Below are 21,648 nucleotides of genomic sequence, written 5' to 3' on the forward strand. Positions count from 1 at the left end.
GGAATCCGGAGACCCCAAATACGCCTGGGTCAACCAAAGCATCTTCGTCGGACAAGGACGCATCCAACCCGGCCCCATCGTCGAATTCCAAGTCTTCCGAGTCGCGGCATGAGTGGGCTGCATACCCAGGTACAGCAGCTGCTGCGCTCCCTGTCCGAACGGCCTGCTGCACAGCCGTGGGAAATGTCGATCGCGGCTTACCGGGAGGCCGGGGAGAAGTTGATCACGTTGGCGGGAGACGTTGACAATCGTTGCGCAGTAGACGATTTCACGATCCCCCTCCGCGACGGTGTAGTCGCGGCGCGGTGTTACCGCCCACCCGTAGCCTTACCGGCACTGCCGGCCGTTGTTTATCTGCATGGCGGGGCGTTCGTACGTGGAAGCCTCGACACCCACGATCGGCTGTGCCGGAAGCTCTGCACGCGGGGCGAACTCATCGTGGTTTCCGTGGCATACCGGCTGGCACCCGAATACCAGTTTCCCTGCGCTCACCACGACGCCGGCGAGGCGTTTACCTGGGTGAGTGAGCACGCTGATGATCTAGGCATCGACCCCGAAGCCCTTGCGGTCGCGGGCGATTCCTCCGGCGGCGCACTGGCGGCAAGCGTTGCGCTTGCCTCCCGAGAACAAGGCCCTCCGGTCAAGGCCCAAGGTCTGCTGTGCCCGGCACTCGATGCCACCATGAGCAGCAACTCGGTCGAACGGTACAAGGACGGCCCCTTCCTCACCCGGACCGCGCTGGACTGGGCTTACGACATGTACGTACCCGAACTGGACGACCGTGGTTCGAGCCTCGCCTCGCCATTGCTGACGCAGAACCTCGTGGGCGCCCCGCCTGCTGTGATCGTCAGCGCTCAGATCGATCCCGTTGCCGATGACGCGCACCGCTACGGTGGCAGGCTCACCGCGGCGGGAGTCAAGGTTCAAACCCACGAGTACGAGGGCATGCCGCACAGCTTCCCCTTACTGGCAGGCGTACTCGACGACGGCGATCACGCGATCACCGTATTCGCGAGGGAACTCGCAGCGTTCCTCAGCTAGCTTTCTACCCCGGCCCATCGGGCCGTTCACCCCTGGTTAAAACACGCACCAGCACAAGTCATTACCGCGTTGTGCTGTGCCGACCTGCGCTCGCTCCAGGCGGCGCCACTTCCGCCGTCAACCAGTCCAAACCAAAGGAAACCAACGATGATTCCCTTTTCGGGTGACGAATCTGCACATGTCCCGAAATGCCGCGCGCGAAGCTGGGTCAGATCGTTGATCATCGCCCTGTGTGTCGCTGCGTCAGTGCCATTTTCGGTGAATACGCCGGTTGCCCGAGCTGACGAATCACAGTACTGGGCCTTCTACACGCCGCCGGATCCCCTGCCCGCGGGCACACCGGGTGATCTCATCCGAACCGAGCCTTCCAGGCTGGTTCTGGAGCCTTCCGGACAACTGGGCTCCTTCGTGGGGACCGGGACCCGAATCATGTATCGCAGCACCGATGCTCAGGGGCATCCCGTGGCAGTCACGGGCACCTATATCGAGCCTGATGTCGCATGGCCCGGCAGCGGGCCCCGCCCGTTGCTTGCCTACGCCACGGCCCCGTACGGAATGGGAGAGCAGTGCGCTCCGTCGCGCCTGTTCAACCAAGGCATCCATGCCTCGTTGGACACAGGCTTCGACCTGATGTTCAACCTCGAGGAGGGATTCATCGCGACCCTGCTGGCGCGTGGCTTCGCGATAGTGGTCACCGATGGTGTCGGATTGGGGGTGCACGGTCAGATGGCGCCCCAGTTCCTGAACCGCGTCGCAGGCGGGACCGCACTGAACGATGCTGCGCGGGCGGCGATGAAGCTGCCCGGTACCACGTTGGATCCGCGCGGGCCCGTTGCCTTCTGGGGCTGGCTGGCGGGCGGCGGCCATGCCGCTTTGGCGGCGGCCGAACTGGCCGGTGCGTACGCACCCGAACTCAACGTGGTTGGCACCTATGCCAACGGCGCCACAACCGATCTGCCAAGCATGTTGCCGCCTCTTGACGGAAACCAGCTCGCCGGATCCCTTGGGTGGGTGCTACGAGGGATTCAAGAAGCGTATCCCGATATGACCCAACCGATTGCGGATTCCCTCACCCCGCGCGGTGTGGAGATGCTGGCCAACACCAGCAGACAGTGCATGATCCAAACCGGCATCAACTATGCGTTCCGCCATCTGCAGCCATGGTTCAAGAAAGACCTCTATCAATCGGTGCGCGAGGAACCACTGAGCTCCATCCTGGCGATGCAGCGAATTGGAAACGTGAAACCAACTGGGCCGGTGTATCTTTCGCATAACCGGTGGGATTCTTTCGCGCCATACGAGTCGGTGGTGGCAACCGCGAGAGATTGGTGTGCGCTCGGAGCCGATGTCACATTGTGGACCAACGAGCAACCACCTTTCCTCAACAAGACGGATACCAACTCACTCCTGACCGCCTTCGTCGACGGCGAGCGGAGCATCGCCTGGATCGCCGACCGCTTCAACGGCGTGCCCACCTCACCCACCTGCAGTCAGCTGTCGGAGTGAACACCGATGCCAGTCGAGCTCAAAGCTGCAGTCCTGCAGTATATATCGGAATATTCGTGGGTTCACGACTGGTTGACTGACTCATGACTAGCTTAAATCTGGGCACCTTCGGCGTATTCGGCCTTTTCCAGCAGTGGAAACAAATGACCGCCGCGCAACTGAGGGATATCGAGGCGCTCGGCTACGGCGCGATCTGGGCAGGCGGCTCGCCGCCGGCCGAACTCGACTGGGTTGAGTCAATCCTTGAGCCGACGAAGACGCTGAAGGTGGCAACGGGCATCGTCAACATCTGGTCGGCGGCCGCCGGCAAGGTCGCCGAGTCGTTTCACCGTATCGATACGGCACACCCCGGACGATTCCTGCTCGGGATCGGGGCCGGACATCCCGAGCTGATCGCCGAGTACAAGAAACCCTACGACGCGCTCGCCGAGTACCTCACCAAACTCGATGAATACGGCGTGCCAAAGGACCAGCGCGTCGTCGCCGCGCTCGGCCCCCAGGTCCTGAAGCTGGCCGCACGCCGCAGCGCGGGAGCCCATCCCTACCTGACCACTCCGCAACACACCGCTCAGGCGCGCGCGTTGGTCGGGCCGGATGCTTTCATCGCCCCGGAACACAAGGTGGTGCTGAACACAGACGCGGCTGAGGCAAGGGCCGTCGGACGCGAAGCTCTCGCCATCTACCTCAACGGCACCAACTATGTGAACAACTGGAAGCAATTGGGGTTCAACGACTCCGACGTTGCCTACCCCGGCAGCGATGCCCTGATCGACGCCCTCGTCGCGTATGGCAGTACCGATGCCATCGCAGCCAGACTGAACGAGCATCTCGTTGCCGGCGCGACCCACGTGCCTGTGCAGGTCCTGACCGGTCCCGACAACCTGATTCCCTCCCTTACCGCATTGGCCGGACCGCTCGGCCTCATCTGATCCACAGTGCGCGGATCACCGATTGATCGAGCTGACCCTTCGCCGGGCTCGGCGATCAGCGAAACGCGTCGAGCCGCTCGCCGGCCCACTGCCGGAACGTGCGTCCGGGCCTTCCGGTGATGCGCTCGACGGATCGCCGGGCCTTGTCGTGTTGTCGCGGCAGCTGCGACCAGTAGTCGAGGATGGCGTCGACCAGAGGAAGCGGCGCGTGTCGCGAAAGATGTTGCACAGCTTGTTCTCTGCTGGGCTCCCGCCAATCCAGCTCTCGCGCGAGCAGGCTTGCCAGAGTGTCACGTTGCTGATGGAAGCTCAGAACCTCGGGGCCGCCAAGAGGCAGGGTGAGCCCCTCCAGATCGTCGTTGATGAGCGCACATTCGGCCACGTCGGCGATGTCCTCGGGATGGATCACGTCGAGACAGGCTCCCCAGAAGGGCTGCTCGACCGGGACTCCGGTGCGGATGAAGGATGCCCAGTCGAGCGTCATGGTGGCGAATGTTCCCGGCCGTAGCACCGTAGTGCTGAAAGACGCACCAGCTATGGCTTTTTCGACTTCATCGTGATGTTGTGCCAGGGCGTTGTGTTCCGCGTTGGCCATCTCCACGGAGTCCGAGGAGAGTAGGACGACGCGCCTGACACCTGCGCGCTCTGCAGAGTCGACGAAGTTCTCGATGGCGGCGGGTTCCGCGTAGAGGAAGATGCGGTCGACGCCCGCCAATGCCTTGTCGAAGGTTTCCCGCTTGGCGAGATCCAGTTCGACGATCTCGACGCCCAGTCCTGCTGCCTTGCGGGGATCGCGACTGCCTGCCCTCACGGCCCGGTCGGCCGACGCCAATCGTCCAACCAGGCTCGCTCCGATTCCACCCGTCGCGCCGGTGATGAGTGTGGTCACCGCTGAAACCCTACGAGCGAAGCCGCGACGAAACAAGACTTGAGTCCGGATTCATGACATCGCGGCAGGTCGAGCAGCTATTCGAGCCCGTTCGACTGGGCGCCCGACAGGACGAGGTCCAGCAACGCGCTCAGTTCGGTGCCGAGATCGGACTCCGGGGGCTCCTCCTGGATCCACTGCGACATCGCGGAGACGTAGCCCGACGCGAGCAGCCGTCCAACCCGTTCCGGTCGCACGGACGGTCGAAGGACCGCCTCGGTTTCCACGATCAGGGCAGCGAAGTCCACCCCGACTGGATGGTCGACCAGCATCGTCGTGTGCAGGAGGGCGGGAGGGACGAGCGCGCACATCTCCGCACGGGCAGCGGAGTTCGAGGTGGCCAGGGCATCCAGGTAAGCGCCGAGCACTTCACGAAGTGGCCGACCCGCCACCCCGTCAGTTCGCGCGGACTGCCAGGCCTCGTTCCGTCGTCGCCGCATCCATTCCTCAAGAAAGAGCGTCTTGCGGGGGAAATGCGTGAATACAGTGCTGCGCGACAGTCCCGACCGGTCGGCGATCTCGTCCATCGAGGACGCCTCGAATCCGCGTTCGACGAACAGCGCGATGGCGGCTTCGTAGACCCGGTCGTGCCGTTCTGCCCGCTTCACCGTCCGCCGGGTCGGCCCCTGCCGAGCACGCCGACCGCGCGTTCGCCCCGTGACCGTCTCGGAGCGCTCTGGGTCCATCCCCCCAGTGAAACACGGCGGTGTCAGTCACCGTGATCAGGTCGTCCCGCGAGATCTTGCACGAATCACATGTGAACCGGCCTGCGGGCCTCGTTCCTGAGTTACCCAGAACCTGTCGCGCCCTGTAAGCGCGAACGCATCGTCTCTTCGCCGGACGCAAAACCGCTGCCACGAAAAGCAACTGAGCAACTACCGGAGCGAGGTAAGGCGATCATTTCGTTTCCTCAGCCAGTTTCTCCAGAAGCGGTGTCAGCCGGAAGTCAACGAGCTTGCGCATGACCAGCGAGGTGTTGGTCTGCTCAACACCGTCAATATCGAGTATCCGGCCGGCTACCCGGTAGAGATCGTCCGCTTCACGGGCGACCACGTGAATCAACAGATCAGTAGTACCCCCGAGTCCTTGAACTTCGACGACTTCGGGAACCTGCTCCAGCGCTCGCGCGATGGCAGCGAGCTTGCGCTGCGTGACGCGCGTCAGGATATACGCCGTCAACGGGTAGCCCAGTGTGGCGGGATCGATGCGTCTCTCGAACGAGCGCAGGACGCCCAATCGCTCCAACTTGTTGATGCGTGCCTGGACAGTGTTGCGCGACAGGCGGGTCTCGTCGGCCAACGCGATCACGGTGGCGCGAGGATCATCGTTGAGAGCCTTGAGGATCCGAGCATCCAAAGCGTCGACTCTGGTTTGCGTGGTCAAAATGACAACCTCCAACTGACTGCCCGAACGCCGACATCAGCAAAATGCTCAATCGCGCCGCTCGAACTTGTTCAAAGTGTAGATCGATGCTCGACTTGACAGCGAGTTCTGCACCCTTACGGAGCTCCGACGGCCGCGTCACCGCGGTCGGCAGCGCCTGCGCTCTCACTCGAGCCCGATTGCTGCGACGCGCAGTCGCCGTGTTCACGACCTGAGCACGGCGAAGGCCGGTCACCCCACAATCTGGAACTCGCATGCAAGGAAACCACCGATGGACCGATCGCAATCAGTCGATGCACGGCTTCGTGTCGCCGACACGTCAGCAGACACCACCCTCCGCGAGATCGAGGACCGCGTGTTGTGGCTATCGACGTCGATCATCCACCACGCCAACCGTGTTCGGCCCAATCCGACCGGCCTGAAGGTGGGAGGCCATCAGGCGTCGTGCGCCTCCATGACCTCGATCATGACGTCGCTGTGGTTCGAACAGCTTCAACCAGGTGATCGGGTGTCGGTGAAGCCGCATGCCTCGCCCGTGCTGCACAGCATCAATTATCTGCTGGGCGAACTCGATCAGAAGTACTTGACTACGTTGCGGGAGTTCGGTGGGCTGCAGTCCTACCCGAGCCGATCGAAAGACCCTGATCCCGTTGATTATTCGACAGGATCGGTGGGGATCGGGGCGACTGCGCCGATATGGGGCACGATCGCCCGTCGCTACGTCGACATGCAGATCGGCGCCGCAGGAAAAGGTCGCCAGTACTCGCTGGTGGGCGACGCCGAACTCGACGAGGGGGCGGTCTGGGAAGCCATCCTGGACAACTCCGTCGCCGAACTCGGCGAGATTGTCTGGATCGTCGACCTCAACCGCCAATCACTCGACCGCGTCGTGCCGAACATCGCGGCCGGACGGCTGGAGGCGATGTTCTCGGCCGCCGGATGGCAAGTGATCAATGTGAAGTTCGGTGCCCAGCTTGAGTCATTGTTCGACCACCGCGGTGGGACCGCGCTGCGCACCCGCATCCTCGAGATGCCCAACCCCGAGTACCAGCGTCTGCTGCGCTGCTCAGCCGAAGAGCTACGGGAGAGGCTGCCCGGCAACGGAATAGGTGCCGAGCAGATCTCGACGCTGATCCGCGACCTGGATGAGAATACGTTGCTGGCCGCGATCCGCAATCTGGGCGGCCACGACCTTGGCGCACTGCGCGCTGCCTACGCCCAAATCGATGACACTCGTCCGACGGTGATCATCGCCTACACCATCAAGGGTCACCGACTGCCCACCCAGGGCCATCCCCAGAATCATTCGTCACTACTCACCGTCGAGCAGTACGAGCAGTTCGCCACGGAACTCGGTATGGACCCGACCAGTCCTTGGCAGCGTTTCTCCAACGATGGTGCGCCCGGAGCGCTCTGCACCACGACTGCCGAGAGGCTGCGGCGCGAGCCGGTGACACTGTCGACTCCCCCCGCCGTTCCCGTCGACACTGGTCGCACCCCCTCGGGCACATCGTCTACCCAGGCGGCTCTGGGCCGGGTTCTGCTCGACCTGAGCCGTCAGGCTCCGGACGCGGCCAAGCGTGTGGTCACCGTGAGCCCCGACGTCAGCTCAACGACCAACCTGGCCGGTTGGCTCAACAAGGTTGGCGTGTGGTCGCCGAACGAACGTCGAAACTGGTTCGACGACGACCCCGAGACGATCATGCACTGGCGGGAGAGACCGACCGGACAGCACATGGAACTCGGTATCGCCGAGACCAATCTTGTCGGCCTGATCGGTGAGCTCGGCGCTACGTGGAGCCGGTGGGGCGAACCCCTCTTTCCGATCGGTGTGGTCTACGACCCATTCGTGGAACGTGCCTTGGAGCCGTGGTCCTACGGGATTTACGCAGGCGGGCAGTCGATTCTGGTCGGGACCCCCTCCGGTGTGTCACTCGCGGCCGAGGGCGGCGCACATCAGTCCATCAAGACACCGTCGATCGGCCTTGAGCAACCCGGTTGCATCAGTTACGAGCCGGCATTTGCCATCGATGTCGAGTGGACCTTGCTGTCATGCATCGGCCAGTTGGGTCGGCCGGACGGCTCGTCGTCGTATGTGCGGCTTTCCACGCGGCCCGTGGACCAGACTTTGGCATCAGTTCCCGACGACGCCGCCGCCCGAGAACGCCGCAGAAAACAAGTGGTCGCCGGTGCGTACATCCTGCGACGAGCCGGTGGCACACCGCAGGTCGCTGTGGTCGCAATGGGAGCGATGATCACCGAGTCCCTGCGGGCGGCGGATCGGCTCGCCGAGCAGGGCATCGATACCGACGTCATCTGCGTGACGAGTCCCGGCCTGCTGTTCGACGCATTACAAGCTCGCCGCGGGCTTTCCGAGAGCCCGAGCTGGATCCTCGAACAGGTCTTCCCGGCCGAGCGAGCGGCCCCGATGGTGACCGTGCTCGACGGACACCCACATACGTTGGCGTTTCTCACCGGTATCAACAATGTGGCGGGAGCCGCTCTGGGAGTGAGTCGATTCGGACAGGTCGGCTCGCTCGACGATGTCTACCGGTACCACGGCATCGACACCGACAGCATCGTCAGCGCAGCACTCGACATGGCCGAACGGAGCGTGAAATGACTTCCGCCACAAGCATGACCAATGTGGAACTGCCCGCTCTTGGCGAGGCGGTCACCGAGGCCACCATCACCCGGTGGCTCAAAGCAGTAGGCGATGAAGTGCAGCCTGACGAACCCCTGCTCGAGGTCGCCACCGACAAGGTCGATACCGAAGTCTGCTCTCCCGCAGCCGGGATCCTGACTCAGATCATCGAACCGGAGGACTCCGTGGTCGAGATCGGCGCGGTCATCGCGGTGATCAGCGCTACCGACGCAGCGCCCACCGAGGAAACGGCCCATGAGCCAGAGAGCGTTCCAGAGGTCGCCGAGCCGGAACCCGAACCGGAACCTGAACCGGCTGAATCAGCAACGGAGCGCGTCGAGAAGCTCTCGCGGATCCGGCGCACGATTGCTCAGCGCATGCTGACATCGCTGCAGACATCGGCACAGTTGACGACGGTGGTCGAAGTCGACCTGACCAATGTGGCGCTGGTGCGCAACCGCAACAAAGCCGAATTCGAGGACAGGACCGGCCAGAAGCTGTCCTATCTGCCGTTTGTCGTCGGCGCTGCCGTGGAAGGCCTTGCGGCACACCCGGTGATCAACGCTTCGTTGAACGCCGACTGCACCGAGGTCACCTATCACAGTGCCGTCCATCTAGGTGTTGCAGTCGATAGTGACAAGGGTCTGATGGTGCCGGTGATCCGCGACGCCGAGTCAATGACGTTGGCCGGCTTGGCAGCGGCCATCGCGGCATCGGCCCTGGCGGTGAGATCGGGGACGGTACGGCCTGACGATCTGTCGGGAGGTACTTTCACGATCACCAACACCGGAAGCCGCGGTGCGCTGTTCGACACCCCCATCATCAATCAACCCCAATCAGCCATCCTGGGTGTCGGGACAGTGGTCGAACGACTGGTTCCTGGGCGCGACGAGCTTGGCAACCTCGTGGTGAAGACGAGTTCGATGGCCTACCTTTCGCTGTCCTACGACCATCGGATCATCGACGGCGCCGACGCCGCACGCTATCTCGGCACCGTGCGCCATCGCCTGGAGCGCGGCTTCGACGATGCGGACCTTCGATGACAAAAGAACCGCGAAAAGCGGGACGACCTACAAATATCAACTCGCACATGCTTACTGAAACTGGCCGCATGCTCTCGTTTGTGGCTCGATGGGCACCGTTCGATCACGGCGACGAATACATCTTGCCGGAGTTCGGCATCGCACCGTCGACCTTCTATCATCGAGTGCTGGTGCTCGTTCGGGAAGCACCGCCCCGGGCGATGCGCGAATCCGATCGAGAACGTGTGATCGGAATCTGTTCGGCGAAACTCGCCGCTCTCGGTCATTCCGACCAAGCTCGCGCGACCGATCACGCGCAGAGATCTTGACCACCGGGACCGAACTCCCTCTCGTACGCAGGGCCGCATGGTGCTGAACACGATCGACCGCACCGGGAAGGTGCTCGATCTCTTCACGGCTGAGACACCAGAGTGGGGTGTGACGGCGGTGGCCGCGAGGCTGCAGCTGCCGAAGTCGACGACCTTCGACATCATGTCCAGTCTTGCAGCGATTGGTCTGCTGCAACAGACTTCAGGCGACCGCTATCGACTCGGCTGGCGCGTTCTGCTCTTCAGTGGCCGGCTCATGAGTTCCAGCTGTTTCAATGCCGATACAAATCGGCGTGTGGCAGCGCTCTCCCACCAGCTCTCAGCCGCGGTGACCATCGGCGCGTGGGATGGTCGAGGCGTCGTCTGCATCACCAATGCATCCGCAGATCGGACGGATCCGATAGTCACTCGCGGAGTTCATATTTCCGGCCACACCTCGGCACTCGGGAAGTTGCTCATGGCGCAGCTACCATGGTCCACGGTTGAAGAACTCATCGACCGCAACGGATTGCCGAGGCTCACGGAGAACTCGGTGGTTGACGTGAATATCCTTCATGCGCAGCTCATCTCCGCCCGACGCGACGACGTCGCGATAGAGCACGGTGAAACCATCCCGGACCAGTCATGTATCGCCGTAGGCATCCATCAGCGTGACCATCGGGCGATTGCGGCATTGTCGATCAGCGCACCAACGGAACGGCTTCTGAACCGCAGAGAAGAGTACATTCGCATCGCCAGGCGGACAGCGCATAGCCTCGTCCAGAACGCGGTTCCGCCGCACTGAACCGTCAACGTCGGCTGACCAATCCCGTTGTGCGCGAGCGATCCGCGAGACTTGTCAGCAAGGCATGGTGGCTCTCGCGGCGCACGGTTTGGCGGTGTGGGTCGGCCGGGCGAATGAAGTGGCCAGCTCCTTCGGAGCCGTTGACCGCGTCACCGTGGCCGACGAAAGATCGTCGCTACGCGCCACGCTGGCTCCGGCGACGTCAGTTCCATGAGTGAAGGACATCGCACCCATCCCTACCGCTGCCGCCACACCCATCACCGCCGACAGCGTCTTTAGGTTTCCGGTGACGCGTCCAATTGCGCTGGCTCCCATGGTGTTCTCCCATCGAACGTGACGACCCGCCGATATACCCGAGGGCCGATGACAGTGACAGGAACCACATTGCCTGCGAGACGTGATGCACGTCATTGACTGTCCGGCTATTTCGGATCGGCCTCTTCTCCGTGGTGTTGATCGTGAATTTCGGAGTCGTCAGGGTGTGGTTGGATGCCCAGGTGCATTGCCTGGGAGGCTGAACCGGCGTCGGCAAGCGGGAATGCCGCCGAGCTGGTGACCTAGCAAGGCCCGTAGGAGGCCGATGGCCGCGGAGAGCTGCGACGGTGAAGCTGATTTGGTCGATGAGCAGCGCGGCGTGATGGCCAGGGTGGTCATAGCCGGTGCTCCGTGGCTGCGCGACAAGTCGAGCAGCGATAGAGTACCGTCGCTGTCCCGCAGGGCTTCTCGCGCGCTCAGGCTGTCCGATTGACTTGACCTCGGTGACGCTCACCCAGAATCCCTCGTTGGTCCGGTTGTTGGTGAACCGGGTTCCGTCGTTGAGCGCCTCAACCGCCCAGCCGTTGACGACATAGGTCTGGTCGTAGCGGATCAGGTGCGGTGGGTCGATCACGCCCAGGTCGGCGGCCAGGTAGGTGAAGGTGCCGCTCTCGTTGAGCGACACCGAGTTCGCGATGTCGCCCGTGCTGACCAGCGGCGGATTGACGAACTGCACGGTGCAACTGACGTGGCCCTGTCGATGCCGCACAGCGTGCGCCCCAACTCGGTTCTGATGTATGTGGCCCCATTTGGTCCCGTCGGCAGGATCTCGTCGCCGGCGGTGATAGCCGGGGCACCGCGTACTCCTCACGTTGCGCGTCATCGAATACCGATCGACAGCCCCGAAACCCCCGGCCGGGGCTGCCGATCGCACCGCTGCGACCCGATGGGGAGTTCAGGTCGCAACGATGAGTCTTGGTTTCGGGGAAACTACGGCGCTAGTTCACCCGCTCGGTCGGGCTGTCGGTGTTGTGCAGATACCACAGGCCGTCGTCGTGCTGCATGCAATACCAGTACTTGAGGAACGCGTCGTCATCGATGTTCTCAAGGCGCTGATCGGGTCCGTCCTTGATGCACGACGCCTCCGTCTGCCAGCTCCGCGGGATACCGTTGGCGTCCCGCACGACCACGTCATCGGCGTGCGCGATGCCGGCGGTGGCCATCACGGCGCCCAGCGCCAGCGCTGCGGCCACGGCAAACTTCTTCAGCACAGGGTTCTCCTCACACTCGGGACCGGGTCGGGCAATCCCGCGCAAACCGAGTGGAACCTAGCGAGAGAACGTCGAGTTCGCTTCCGGAAAACTCACAGGCTGTTGAGAAATCACCGGCGGGCGACCCCTACGGGGAAGATCCGCTGCTGCCTTTACTGTGCGTGCCGTCGGTATTGGCTGGGGGTCAATCCGACCCGGCTTTTGAACGTGGTCGCGAAGTGACTGGGTGTCGAAAATCCTATGGCTGTGGTGATCTCAGTAACACTCAACGTTGAGGTAGCCAGCAGGTGTTTTGCGCGCGAGATGCGTTGGTCGATGACGTATTGGTGTGGGGTGGTGTGAAACGCTTCGTTGAAGGCTGCGGCGAACCGGTTGATAGGCATGCGGGCGATATCAGCAAGTTCCTGCAGACTGATATGTACGTCGAGACTGTCTTCGAGGTATTCGCGCAGCAGAGACTGCATGTTGGCGCTGAGGGTCTTGGGTGCCTGCTCGACATCGACCGCGGCGGCGGGGATGTAGCGATCTCTGAGGTGCAGACGCACCGTCTCGTTCAACGAGTCTTGGAGCAGCCGAGCACCCACGTCGCTGCGGTCCCGCAGGCCATACATGCGTTGCACCAACTCAAACAGCAGGTGATCGCGCCCTACCGCCGGCACCAGGGGGTACGCCCCTAGCGCAGCAGTGGGAATTGTGAGTTGGCAGTAGTCGGCCACCGTGTTGCCGCGAGCAAGCGCAGCGCCTCGGTGTTCAGCAGGAAGTATCCAGACACTGCCCGCTTGTGGTGTCTCAACTCGGCGTGTGCCCATACTTTCGACGTCGTATTCCTTGGCGAGGACACGTCCGCCGCGGTAGACCATGATGGTGTGGGCGGGTTGCAGAAATTCGCAGTCCGCCGATCCATCGAGGTGCTGGCTGACATACTCGAAATCGACATTCATAGCTCTGGACGCTCTCCTGCCGCATTGAAGGGCTCAAGTATTCGAGTACCTCGTAGCTGCGCCGGAGGTACGGCATCAGTCCATATTCGACCCGTTCGCTGCACATTAGCAATGTGACAAGGCGGCGGCTGTGGGGTTTTTGATAGGCGAGCGGTTTTCGAAGGTGCTCTTTGCTGCCGGGTCACTAACTTGGTCGCCAGGGGGCGGCATGCACCTCTGCATTACAGGGTCCCGCGGGGCATCCAGGCGCGCCGATACCCAATAGCGTCGCCGGCCGCGACCGCGGACGCCAGCATCAGTTTGAGCAGGAGGACATTTTCCATGGCTAACCACGGCAACTACAACCCAGAGAAGGTCAGCTTCGACTCGCACGGAGAGCCCATCGCGGGGGTGCTGTACCGCCCGAACGGCGATGGACCATTTCCGGCCGTCGTGATCCTGGGGCCCTACTCGTTCGAAAAGGAACAGGCTCCGACCCATTACGCCACCCGTCTGGCCGATGAAGGCTATGCCGCGCTGGCGTTCGATCCACGCACCGTCGGGGAAAGCAGCGGCACGCCGCGGCGCCTGGAGAACCCCAAGATGAAGAACGAGGATGCGGTCGCCGCTCTGGACTACATCGTCGGCCGCGGCGACATCGATTCGGACCGTGTGTACGGGCTCGGGGTATGTCAGGGCGGTCCGGAGTGGCTCGACATCGCGTCCTACGACGACCGCGTGTGCGCGGTAGCAGCAGTCACCGGCTACTACCGCGACCATGAAACCGACCTGTTCATGATCGCCGCCGGTGTCAGCGAGAACCCGTTTGACCCCGCCACCGCACCCACGACCGAACAACTCGAGGCTCTTCTGGCCGCCCGACTTGAGCGTGCCCGCCAGGCCAAGGCGCTCTACGAGGAAACCGGTGAGGTCGTTTACCAGCCGCTGGTTTCGCCCGACCTCGGCGATCCGATCAAGGGTTCGGATGCTGGTCTGCCCGGGCCGCTGGTGTGGAGCTGGTATGGCTCATGGACGCTCAAAGGCTGGGAGAACCGCTACGCGATCATGAGCGACCTCGACCACTTCGACTACACCACCGTGCCCGGCGTAGCCAAACTGCAAAAGCCGGCACTGCTCGTACACTCCGACTCCTGCATGAATCCTGCCGCCGCCCGGCGGCACTTCGAGTCCATTCCGACGTCAGACAAGAAGCTGATCTGGGAGAACGGGACCAATCACTTCCAGTACTACGACCAGCCCGACATTGTCGACCGCACCGTCGGTCACGTGGCCGACTGGTTCGAGAAGCACACTTAACCTGCCGGTTGAGCCGGACCCACTGAGGCTGGTCTGGCTCAGCCCCTGGTCGGGCCTCATACCGTCCCGCCCGGCGCCATTTTGATTCCGCCGGATGGAGGCCCGGCGTCAAGCGCCTCGCGGATCAGCCCAAGGAGACGGCCTCGCACTCTGTGGTCCTGGAGATGTGGCGGGTTCTGGACGAGCATCGTGACTGCCTGTGCCACGTATGAGCAGGCCCTGCAACCGGATTCGGTTGCGGGGCCTTCTCATAGACGGCTTGTCAGCCGATCTGGCAGACCCACCCGCCGTCGCTGTCAGGCACGTACACGCCGGGGACGCCCATGCCGGTGGTGCAAGCCGAGCCGCCCGGGTCGTCGTCGCGCTGCTCGGTCGGCGCCGAGGTGTTACCGTCCCCACCGTTCTCACCCGGATCCGTACCGGCTCCGTGGTTCGGGTTGGTGCAGATGGTGCCCTCGCACGGCACGTCCGATCCGTCGCCGTTCGGGTTCGGCATCACAGCGCCGCCGTTCTCCGATGGGTCCTCTCCTGCACCGTGATTCGGGTTGGTGCAGATCGTGCCCTGGTCCGGACCGGTACAGCTCGGCTGGTTGTTGTTGCCACCGGGTGCGGGGGCGGAAGGCTTGGGCGTCACCGTGACGGTGCGGGTCGGTGCCTTACTCGGGGCGGGCGCAGGTGCGTCCTCGGGGGCCCCGCACGCTGCGGCCACCAGAGTGAGCGCAGCTAGCGCCGAGGCGAGGCGGATTGTGCGGGTTCGCATCTGGTTCCTAGTTCGTCTGTGGTGATGATTGCCGGCGTTCCTTCAGTGGCGCGCAGTTGGGCGCTGAACGCAAAATCCGGTTACCGAAATGGGATCAAAACGGCAACCGGATCGCACGCCTACGACGCCTATTCGTGTGACGCGTGCCCAGGATACGAATCGCTCCTTGCGGACGCTTTCGAAAAATCCGACCACTTGCCGATAATCTCCAGTTCCCGGTGTCACTGGTGGTGAATTCCAACCTGGTCGTGGTGCGCGATCGCAAGGCGGCGCCGAACCGCGAGCCGCTCAAGCGGGTTCCCGGATGACCTTCATCCGCCAGAGCCGGTCCTGCACCACGCCTGCGCGTATCGACTGGTCTCAGTAATGTTGCCGGTTCCGATGCACGTGCACCTGACGCGCATCGCCGTACTCGATTGCGGGTGTCAATGAGACCCCAAGACTGACGCATACCGACCCCAGAAGAGTACGACCGCCACGCCGTATGCCACAGGTGCCGCGCCGCGCTCGTGCACCGCGATGGCTGGGAGCCGCACGAAACCGACTGGAGCAGTGACGAAGCTTGCGAAATGCAGATGGCGAGTCATCCGCCAGCCTCCGAACAAGGGGCAGATGCTGAACGCAATCCTGGTTGCCGAACGAAACTGCTCGTTCGGCATCCAGGCCGCGCGTCGACGTCGCCTAATTCGTAGGACGCACAGCAACGGTATCCGGAGGGCCCCGTGTGGCGTTGTCGGAAAACACATGCCGGAGTTGCGAAAAACTCCGATGGGTTTTGTCAGGCTTCAGCAGTATTGGCGGTAGGCGGTCGGAGTGACGCCCACCCTCGACCGGAAGGTCGTTGCGAAGTGGCTCGGGGTGGAGAAGCCGACCGCATGGGCGATTTCGGTGATGGGCTTGGTGGTGCAGGTCAGCAACATCTTTGCGCGCCGGATTCGACGGTCGACCAAGTACTGGTGGGGGGTAGTTCGAAACGTCAGCTTGAATCGGGCGGTCAACTCGGTGACTGAGAGCTCTAGGTGCTTTGCCCAGCGCGAAAGAGTGATGTCGGCATCCAGATTGTCTTCGAGGTATTCGACAACCTTGGCCCGCGTCGCGTGGTCCCAGGCGGTCGGTGACCGGACGGCGGCGGACGTTAGGCCCGGGGCGGTGAGCGTTGTGAGGAACTGCAGGCGTACTGCATCTGCCAATGACTCGCACAACATCTGCTCCAACGGGTCGGAGCTGGTCGCTGCTCGGAACATCCGTTGGGTCAGATGTAGCGCCAGAAGGTCGCGATGCTGCACCGTCGCCGCAACGTCGCGATCCTCGAAGTCCGTAGTGGAAATGCGGATCTCGCAGAATTGAACGGAGGTTCCTTGTGCTAGTGCGGCGTAGCGCTGTTGGGCGGGGATCAGCCAGACGTCGCCGATGCGGGGCAGCGCTGGTCCGCTCGGGCCGCGTTCGAATTCGACTTCCATCGTCGTGAGGTCGCCTGCGCGGTGCACTACCAGGACGTGATCAGGGCTGTTGAACTGCCAGTCGGTCGGCGTGTTGACAGCCTCAGCGGCGAACATGAACTGCATGCCGTTGGACTGCCAGTGTGTCCGGGCTAGAAAGGCCCGTGCAGCTGCATCCTCGGCCGCAGCCGCCTCGGGCGCCGCGTTCCTGCGGCTTGGGTTCACCATTGGCTGCACGGTCGCACTTTCTTCCGGTCGGCAAAAGTACACGTCCCATCCTGAGGCAGGCGGCACTTGTTTTCCATTCGACACAGCACACCACAATGCAGAATCGCGAGACGTTGCTCGCCCTCCTGACTCACTGCCTGGCTCACCATCGCTGACCTCCGCGGGATCCTCGACCGGCCCGTCGGGATTCTCAGTGACCGGCTGGCCGGGTCTGATTGCTGGTTCTAGGGCGGGTGGGCCACGCGGAAGGAGTCGGTGCCGGTTTCGATGATGTTGCCGCCGAAGGTGAGTCGGTCGACGATGGCTGCGCACAACCGCGGGTCGGATAACGTTTTGGTCCACCCGGACAGACTTTCGTTGGAGACGATCCGACCGAGGCCTTCTCTTCGCGTTCGGTGAGGACCTGGAACGGCAGCTCGGCGCCGCGACGATCGAGTTCCATGTAGCCCAGCTCGTCAATACAGAGCAGATCAACTCGGCCGTAGCGAGCGACGGTCTTGGACAGCTATCCGGATTCCTCTGCACCCCAATATGTCTGACCACCAGCGTCGATCCGTTCCGGTGCCCACGAAACCGCGAGATTCCCTTCTGGTCTGCTGGATTGATGGTGCAGAGCCCTTCGCCGTCGCTAACCGTCACTCGGTGCTGCGGCACCGTCGCTCAGGGACCGCTGCAGGCGACGCATTCTCGCAAGCCACCCGTCATAGTCCGCGGCCTTGCCGCGGAACATACCCAGAACCTCTTGGTGGGGTAGAACCATGAATCGCTCCGCGCGTACGGCGCCGATCGTCTCCGCCGCGACCTCCGCTGCGCTGATGACGCTGCCGGACTTGATGATCGACTGTGCGCCGATCCGGCGCGACAGGCCTGGGGAGGACCGCACTGCGGTGAGAAGGGGCGTGTCGACTCCGAGCGGACACACACAGCTCACGCCTATTCCCTCCTCGCCGTGGGTGATTGCAAGCCATTCAGCGAATCCGATCGCGGCGTGTTTGGTGACCGCGTACCCCGCCGCGCCCAATTGCGTCAGCAGGCCGGCCGCGGAGGCGACCGACACGAAGTAACCGCTGCCGCGGCTGCGCCATCCCGGTAACAGCAGCCTGGCGGCATTGACATGAGCGCGCAGGTTGATCGCAAGGACCTTGTCCCAGTCGGCGGATTCGCCGAGGCCCGCAGCTCCCATGATGCCGGCATTGGCGACGAAGATGTCCACGGGCCCGAAGTGCCGTTCGGCCTCAGCGATCAAGCTTGTGACGCCGTCAACGGTGGATGCATCCGCCCGGATGCTCGTCGCCGCGTCACCGACGCTCCCGGCCGCTTCGGCAGCGTCACGCTCGTCGAGGTCGCCGATGACGACCTGTGCCCCATTCCTGGCGAGTTCGACCGCCAGTGCCCGGCCGATTCCTGATCCACCGCCGGTGACGACAGCAACCTTGTTCTCGATCTGCATTCTGATCCATCCGCGTCGGTTTGATGTGACCGCAGTGGCGATGTCGATTCAGCGGGGCAACACGGTGACTGGAATCTCGCCGGAGTGGTATCGCTGCCGCATCAGCTTCTTGTCGTACTTGCCGACACCGGTGCGCGCGATAGCGCCGACCACGGCCCACCGCTCAGGCAGCCACCATCGCTGTACGCGCTCCTCAAGCCAAGCCTTCAGATCTTCGACCCGCGCGGCGGAGCCGGGGCGCAAGGTCACCAATGCGAGTGGCCGCTCATCCCAACGGGTGTCAGGTACGCCGATCACGGCAGCTTCGATCACATCGGGATGACCGGCCAGAGTGGTTTCAAGGTGCACGGAGCTGATCCATTCGCCGCCGGATTTGATGACGTCTTTGGCTCGGTCGGTGAGCGTCAGGTATCCGTCTGCGCTGATGTGTCCGATGTCGCCCGTGTGGAGCCAGAGTTGTCCGTCCGAGTCGGTGGAGAAGCTCTCGGCGTCGATGCCGCCGTGGTAGCCGCCAGTGATCCAGGGACCACGCACCTGCACTTCGCCAACCGATCGGCCGTCGCGGGGCAGAACAGTTCCCGCCTCGTCAACGATGCGTCCTTTGGCGCCGAACAGGAATCGGCCTGTGCTGTTGAGCTTTCGCTGCTGATCGGTCGTGGCCGTGTTGCCTGGGACGTCGGCGATGGTCACGATGGGACTGGTTTCGGTCATGCCCCACGCTTGGACCAGCGGAACCGCGAATTCATCGCGATACGCGGTGACAAGGGACGCCGGAACCGCGGCGCCGCCACACAGCACTCGACGCAACGAGTCGATTCGATGACCGGGATTGTCGCGCAGCCACCGCAACATGTCGTTGAAAACCGTAGGGACACCGCCAGACAACGTGGCGCCGTGTTTCGCGATCATGTCGACGAGCGTGTCGGGCTTGAGGTGGCGGTCCGGCAGTATCAGTGTGGCGCCGGCCATCAGCGACGCATACGGAATGCCCCACGCGTTGACGTGAAACATCGGGACTATGGGAAGCACCCGGTCACGGGACGAGATTCCGGCAACGTTGGCCGTGCAGACGGCAAGGGCGTGCAGGTAGACCGACCGATGACTGTAGACCACGCCTTTGGGATCCCCGGTGGTTCCGCTGGTGTAGCACATCGCCGCTGCGCTGAGTTCGTCGAGCACTGGCCACGCGAACGTGGTCGGCTGACTGTTCACGAGTTGCTCATAAGCGATCACGTTGGGCACCAGACGTGATACCTCGGCCAGCTGAGCGTCGGTCGGGTCACCGGCTATTACCAGCGCCGTCAGTTCCGGCATCAGCGGCAACGCTGGGAGCAACGTGTCGAGCAAACTGGCATCGACGATGACGATCTTGTCGCCGGCATCGGAGGCGATGTAGCCGAGTTGATGTGGTGTGAGGCGAATGTTGAGGGTGTGCAGGATCGCACCAGAACAGGGTGCGGCGAGGTATGCCTCGAGGTGCCGCTGGTTGTTCCACATGAAAGTCGCAACTCGGTCACCGGCAACGATTCCAAGACCAGCCAGTCCGTTGGCCAGTTGAGCTGCGCGCGTGGCAATCTCAGAGAAAGTGGCGGTTTGTGCAACGGTGTTCGGGCCCGCGTAGGTGAGGACCTCTGAATCGCCGAAGGTACCGTCAATTCCGTCTAGGATTGCCGTGAGCGTCAGCGGGACGTTCTGCATGGTGGCGCGGATGTCCATGAATGTGTTCTCTCCGATCGTCTGTGTCAATGGGCCTTAGGAAGAAGCCAGCGGTGCAACCGTGTCGGCGGTTCTGCGGATCACACGTGGAGAGAGCAGTCGCAGCTCCAGAAGGACCGACGAATCAATGCGCCGCAGCGGAGAGCCCGCACGATTCCGATACCACGGGAAGCCCTGAGATGGCCAAGTCACACCGGGACGTCACACGTGCGTTGTGCATGCTGTTGGCCACATTGACTGCGGTGAAACCAAGTTCGAGCAGCATGGCAATGATGCAACCTTGTACCACCTCTGACTGCGCCACCGAGAACCGCGGCGCTGACGCGATGGGCGGCCGCAGGTACACGAGGACTCCGCCGCGCGCAGCGATACGCTGGTAGCACCGCTCAAATTCGACTCTGCATTCGCAGCCAGAGGCGAGTAGTGGTTCGCGGTGCACACACTCCTCTACGACATACACGTCTGGATCGATACCGGGTCCGGAGGCGCCGATGAACACCGTTTGTCGAGCGCCAGTCAGCTGGTCTTCAAAGTCGACTGTCTTGATCGTCCGACTCCCAAGCCGGTCTAGCCGATTCTGAACCAGTATCACCCGTTTACGACGTCCGTCACCATGGAACAGGCGGTGGTGTACGACGTTGTCGATGTGCACCATCGGCAAGCGATGGTTCTGAGCGAACACACTGACCGCGGGTTCCCGCAGTAGTTCGCCGTCCTCCCCTAGGAGGGCAGCGGTAAGTCCTACCGGTGGAAGCCCCGCTATGTCACAAAGATCCACCGTCGCCTCTGCGCTTCCCCGGCGCTTGAGCACACCGCAGCCTGCAACCCTCACTGGGAGAACATGACCGGGCCGCACCAGATCACCTGGCCGGGAGCTGTCGCTTGCCAGAACGCGCGCAGTGCGGGCGCGGTCGGTGGCGCTGATGCCGGTACCGATACCGGATGCGGCGTCTACCGCGACGGCAAACGTGGGAGCTTCCACATTCGAGTCATCGTCGCGGGCCATGGTCGGCAGATCCAGTTCCTCTGCTCGACGTGCGGGCAGCGCCGCACAAATCAGCCCCGAGGTGAACCTCACCAGCCATGCCGTCCAATGCGGCGTGGCATGAGCAGCCGCGATCACTACGTCGGCGACGACCTGGTCTTCGGTGCCGTTGACAACCAGAATCGGAGTCCCAGCGCGCAGAGCCGCACCGGCGCGCTCGATCGCCAGCCGAGACACACAGCTGTGCGCCGTCATGAGTCATGTCCGACCGCGAACGTTCGAAATCTGCTGTCGTGAAAGAGAAGCGGCGATGCGTCGAGGTCCGCCGCAGCGGCCTTGACTTCGAGAATGACCACATCATGGTCACCGGCGGAAACGGTCGTGGAGATCTCGCAGTCGAGTTGGGCCACCGCATCCGACAGCAGCACCGCGTCGGATTCGGTGGCGAACCAGGACACTCCGGCAAATCGATCCACATTCTTCGCCGCAATCTGCCGGCACGCGGCTTCTTGCCGCGATTCCAGGACGGAGACGCCGAGATGGCGGCCGTCAGCCAGATGCGGCCAGGTCGTCGACGTGTGCTGCACGCAGATCGACACCAACGCCGGATCGATGGATACCGGGGTGAACGAGGTGGCAACAATCCCGACCGGTTGTCCATCACGCAGTGCGCACACCGCCGCGACGCCAGTTGGATAACGACCGTAAAGCCTGCGCAGTTGCGCCATATCCCAGTCAGAG

General features: G+C 63.0%; 21 protein-coding genes and 1 pseudogene. 9 read left to right on the top strand and 13 right to left on the bottom strand.

The window, feature by feature from the left end; genetic code table 11:
• The 4 genes from A5779_RS34820 to A5779_RS26595 form a co-directional block, all read left to right on the top strand.
• Positions 1 to 112: DUF3237 family protein (locus A5779_RS34820; RefSeq protein WP_131811699.1), on the top strand; the 112-nt coding region annotated here is incomplete at its 5' end.
• Positions 109 to 1,041 (top strand): alpha/beta hydrolase, encoded by a 933-nt coding sequence (locus tag A5779_RS26585; protein ID WP_064886716.1) that lies wholly within the window; start codon positions 109 to 111, stop codon positions 1,039 to 1,041. The genes A5779_RS34820 and A5779_RS26585, both read left to right, overlap by 4 nt.
• Before the next feature lie 147 nt (positions 1,042 to 1,188).
• The gene (locus A5779_RS26590) at positions 1,189 to 2,547 is read left to right on the top strand and encodes a lipase family protein (protein ID WP_165609836.1); all 1,359 of its coding nucleotides are present in this window, start codon (positions 1,189 to 1,191) and stop codon (positions 2,545 to 2,547) included.
• A gap of 83 nt (positions 2,548 to 2,630) precedes the next feature.
• Entirely contained in the window at positions 2,631 to 3,476 is an 846-nt protein-coding gene (locus tag A5779_RS26595; protein WP_064886718.1) for an LLM class F420-dependent oxidoreductase, read from the top strand.
• A gap of 55 nt (positions 3,477 to 3,531) precedes the next feature.
• Here the strand turns inward: A5779_RS26595 and A5779_RS26600 are convergent, their stop codons facing one another.
• The 3 genes from A5779_RS26600 to A5779_RS26610 all read right to left on the bottom strand — a co-directional run bounded on the left by A5779_RS26600 (position 3,532) and on the right by A5779_RS26610 (position 5,787).
• The gene (locus A5779_RS26600) at positions 3,532 to 4,365 is read right to left on the bottom strand and encodes an SDR family oxidoreductase (RefSeq protein WP_064886719.1); all 834 of its coding nucleotides are present in this window, start codon (positions 4,363 to 4,365) and stop codon (positions 3,532 to 3,534) included.
• Between the two features lie 77 nt (positions 4,366 to 4,442).
• The gene (locus A5779_RS26605) at positions 4,443 to 5,012 is read right to left on the bottom strand and encodes a TetR/AcrR family transcriptional regulator (RefSeq protein ID WP_236734890.1); all 570 of its coding nucleotides are present in this window, start codon (positions 5,010 to 5,012) and stop codon (positions 4,443 to 4,445) included.
• Positions 5,013 to 5,301: 289 nt separating this feature from the next.
• Positions 5,302 to 5,787: an Lrp/AsnC family transcriptional regulator gene (locus A5779_RS26610; protein ID WP_064886747.1), complete on the bottom strand. Its 486-nt coding sequence runs from the start codon at positions 5,785 to 5,787 to the stop codon at positions 5,302 to 5,304.
• A 271-nt stretch (positions 5,788 to 6,058) separates the two neighbouring features.
• On the opposite strand from A5779_RS26610, the gene A5779_RS26615 reads away from it, so the two are divergent.
• Genes A5779_RS26615 through A5779_RS26630 form a run of 4 tightly spaced genes read left to right on the top strand, consistent with a single transcriptional unit; the run spans position 6,059 to position 10,566 of the window.
• Positions 6,059 to 8,410 carry a thiamine pyrophosphate-binding protein gene (locus A5779_RS26615; RefSeq protein WP_064886721.1) on the top strand — a complete coding sequence of 784 codons (2,352 nt, stop codon included), beginning with the start codon at positions 6,059 to 6,061 and terminating at the stop codon, positions 8,408 to 8,410.
• A complete protein-coding gene (locus tag A5779_RS26620; protein ID WP_064886722.1) occupies positions 8,407 to 9,474 on the top strand; it encodes a 2-oxo acid dehydrogenase subunit E2 in 1,068 nt (355 codons plus the stop codon). Before A5779_RS26615 ends, A5779_RS26620 begins: the two co-directional genes overlap by 4 nt.
• The gene (locus A5779_RS26625) at positions 9,471 to 9,782 is read left to right on the top strand and encodes a hypothetical protein (protein ID WP_131811700.1); all 312 of its coding nucleotides are present in this window, start codon (positions 9,471 to 9,473) and stop codon (positions 9,780 to 9,782) included. The genes A5779_RS26620 and A5779_RS26625 overlap by 4 nt, the downstream gene beginning before the upstream one ends.
• A 37-nt stretch (positions 9,783 to 9,819) precedes the next feature.
• Positions 9,820 to 10,566, top strand: coding sequence for an IclR family transcriptional regulator (locus A5779_RS26630; RefSeq protein WP_064886724.1), 747 nt, complete (start codon positions 9,820 to 9,822; stop codon positions 10,564 to 10,566).
• A 202-nt stretch (positions 10,567 to 10,768) separates the two neighbouring features.
• On the opposite strand, the gene A5779_RS26635 is transcribed toward A5779_RS26630, so the two are convergent.
• The 3 genes from A5779_RS26635 to A5779_RS26645 form a co-directional block, all read right to left on the bottom strand.
• Positions 10,769 to 11,557, bottom strand: coding sequence for a hypothetical protein (locus A5779_RS26635; protein WP_064886725.1), 789 nt, complete (start codon positions 11,555 to 11,557; stop codon positions 10,769 to 10,771).
• A 262-nt stretch (positions 11,558 to 11,819) separates the two neighbouring features.
• Entirely contained in the window at positions 11,820 to 12,092 is a 273-nt protein-coding gene (locus A5779_RS26640; protein WP_064886726.1) for a hypothetical protein, read from the bottom strand.
• 152 nt (positions 12,093 to 12,244) lie between these two features.
• The gene (locus tag A5779_RS26645; protein ID WP_064886727.1) at positions 12,245 to 13,033 is read right to left on the bottom strand and encodes an AraC family transcriptional regulator; all 789 of its coding nucleotides are present in this window, start codon (positions 13,031 to 13,033) and stop codon (positions 12,245 to 12,247) included.
• Between the two features lie 321 nt (positions 13,034 to 13,354).
• Between A5779_RS26645 and A5779_RS26650 the strand changes: the two genes are divergently transcribed.
• Positions 13,355 to 14,329 (top strand): alpha/beta hydrolase, encoded by a 975-nt coding sequence (locus A5779_RS26650; protein ID WP_064886728.1) that lies wholly within the window; start codon positions 13,355 to 13,357, stop codon positions 14,327 to 14,329.
• 262 nt (positions 14,330 to 14,591) lie between these two features.
• On the opposite strand, the gene A5779_RS26655 is transcribed toward A5779_RS26650, so the two are convergent.
• From A5779_RS26655 to A5779_RS26680, 7 genes and pseudogenes are all read right to left on the bottom strand, one after another.
• Positions 14,592 to 15,089 carry a hypothetical protein gene (locus A5779_RS26655; protein WP_131811701.1) on the bottom strand — a complete coding sequence of 166 codons (498 nt, stop codon included), beginning with the start codon at positions 15,087 to 15,089 and terminating at the stop codon, positions 14,592 to 14,594.
• Positions 15,090 to 15,874: 785 nt separating this feature from the next.
• Positions 15,875 to 16,840 carry a helix-turn-helix domain-containing protein gene (locus A5779_RS26660; protein ID WP_131811702.1) on the bottom strand — a complete coding sequence of 322 codons (966 nt, stop codon included), beginning with the start codon at positions 16,838 to 16,840 and terminating at the stop codon, positions 15,875 to 15,877.
• A gap of 140 nt (positions 16,841 to 16,980) precedes the next feature.
• Positions 16,981 to 17,261: pseudogene (locus A5779_RS33205) on the bottom strand (ATP-binding protein); the annotation flags it as partial.
• Positions 17,262 to 17,384: 123 nt separating this feature from the next.
• Positions 17,385 to 18,206: an SDR family oxidoreductase gene (locus tag A5779_RS26665; RefSeq protein ID WP_064886730.1), complete on the bottom strand. Its 822-nt coding sequence runs from the start codon at positions 18,204 to 18,206 to the stop codon at positions 17,385 to 17,387.
• Between the two features lie 48 nt (positions 18,207 to 18,254).
• Positions 18,255 to 19,904 (bottom strand): long-chain fatty acid--CoA ligase, encoded by a 1,650-nt coding sequence (locus tag A5779_RS26670; RefSeq protein WP_110777770.1) that lies wholly within the window; start codon positions 19,902 to 19,904, stop codon positions 18,255 to 18,257.
• A 142-nt stretch (positions 19,905 to 20,046) separates the two neighbouring features.
• Positions 20,047 to 21,162, bottom strand: a complete 1,116-nt coding sequence (locus tag A5779_RS26675; protein ID WP_064886731.1) for a 3,4-dihydroxy-2-butanone-4-phosphate synthase — start codon at positions 21,160 to 21,162, stop codon at positions 20,047 to 20,049.
• Positions 21,159 to 21,635 carry a flavin reductase family protein gene (locus tag A5779_RS26680; RefSeq protein WP_236734891.1) on the bottom strand — a complete coding sequence of 159 codons (477 nt, stop codon included), beginning with the start codon at positions 21,633 to 21,635 and terminating at the stop codon, positions 21,159 to 21,161. The genes A5779_RS26675 and A5779_RS26680 overlap by 4 nt, the downstream gene beginning before the upstream one ends.
• Positions 21,636 to 21,648 lie beyond the last annotated feature (13 nt).

It is taken from the genome of Mycolicibacterium peregrinum (assembly GCF_001665625.1).
In the GTDB taxonomy this organism is placed as follows: domain Bacteria; phylum Actinomycetota; class Actinomycetes; order Mycobacteriales; family Mycobacteriaceae; genus Mycobacterium; species Mycobacterium peregrinum_B.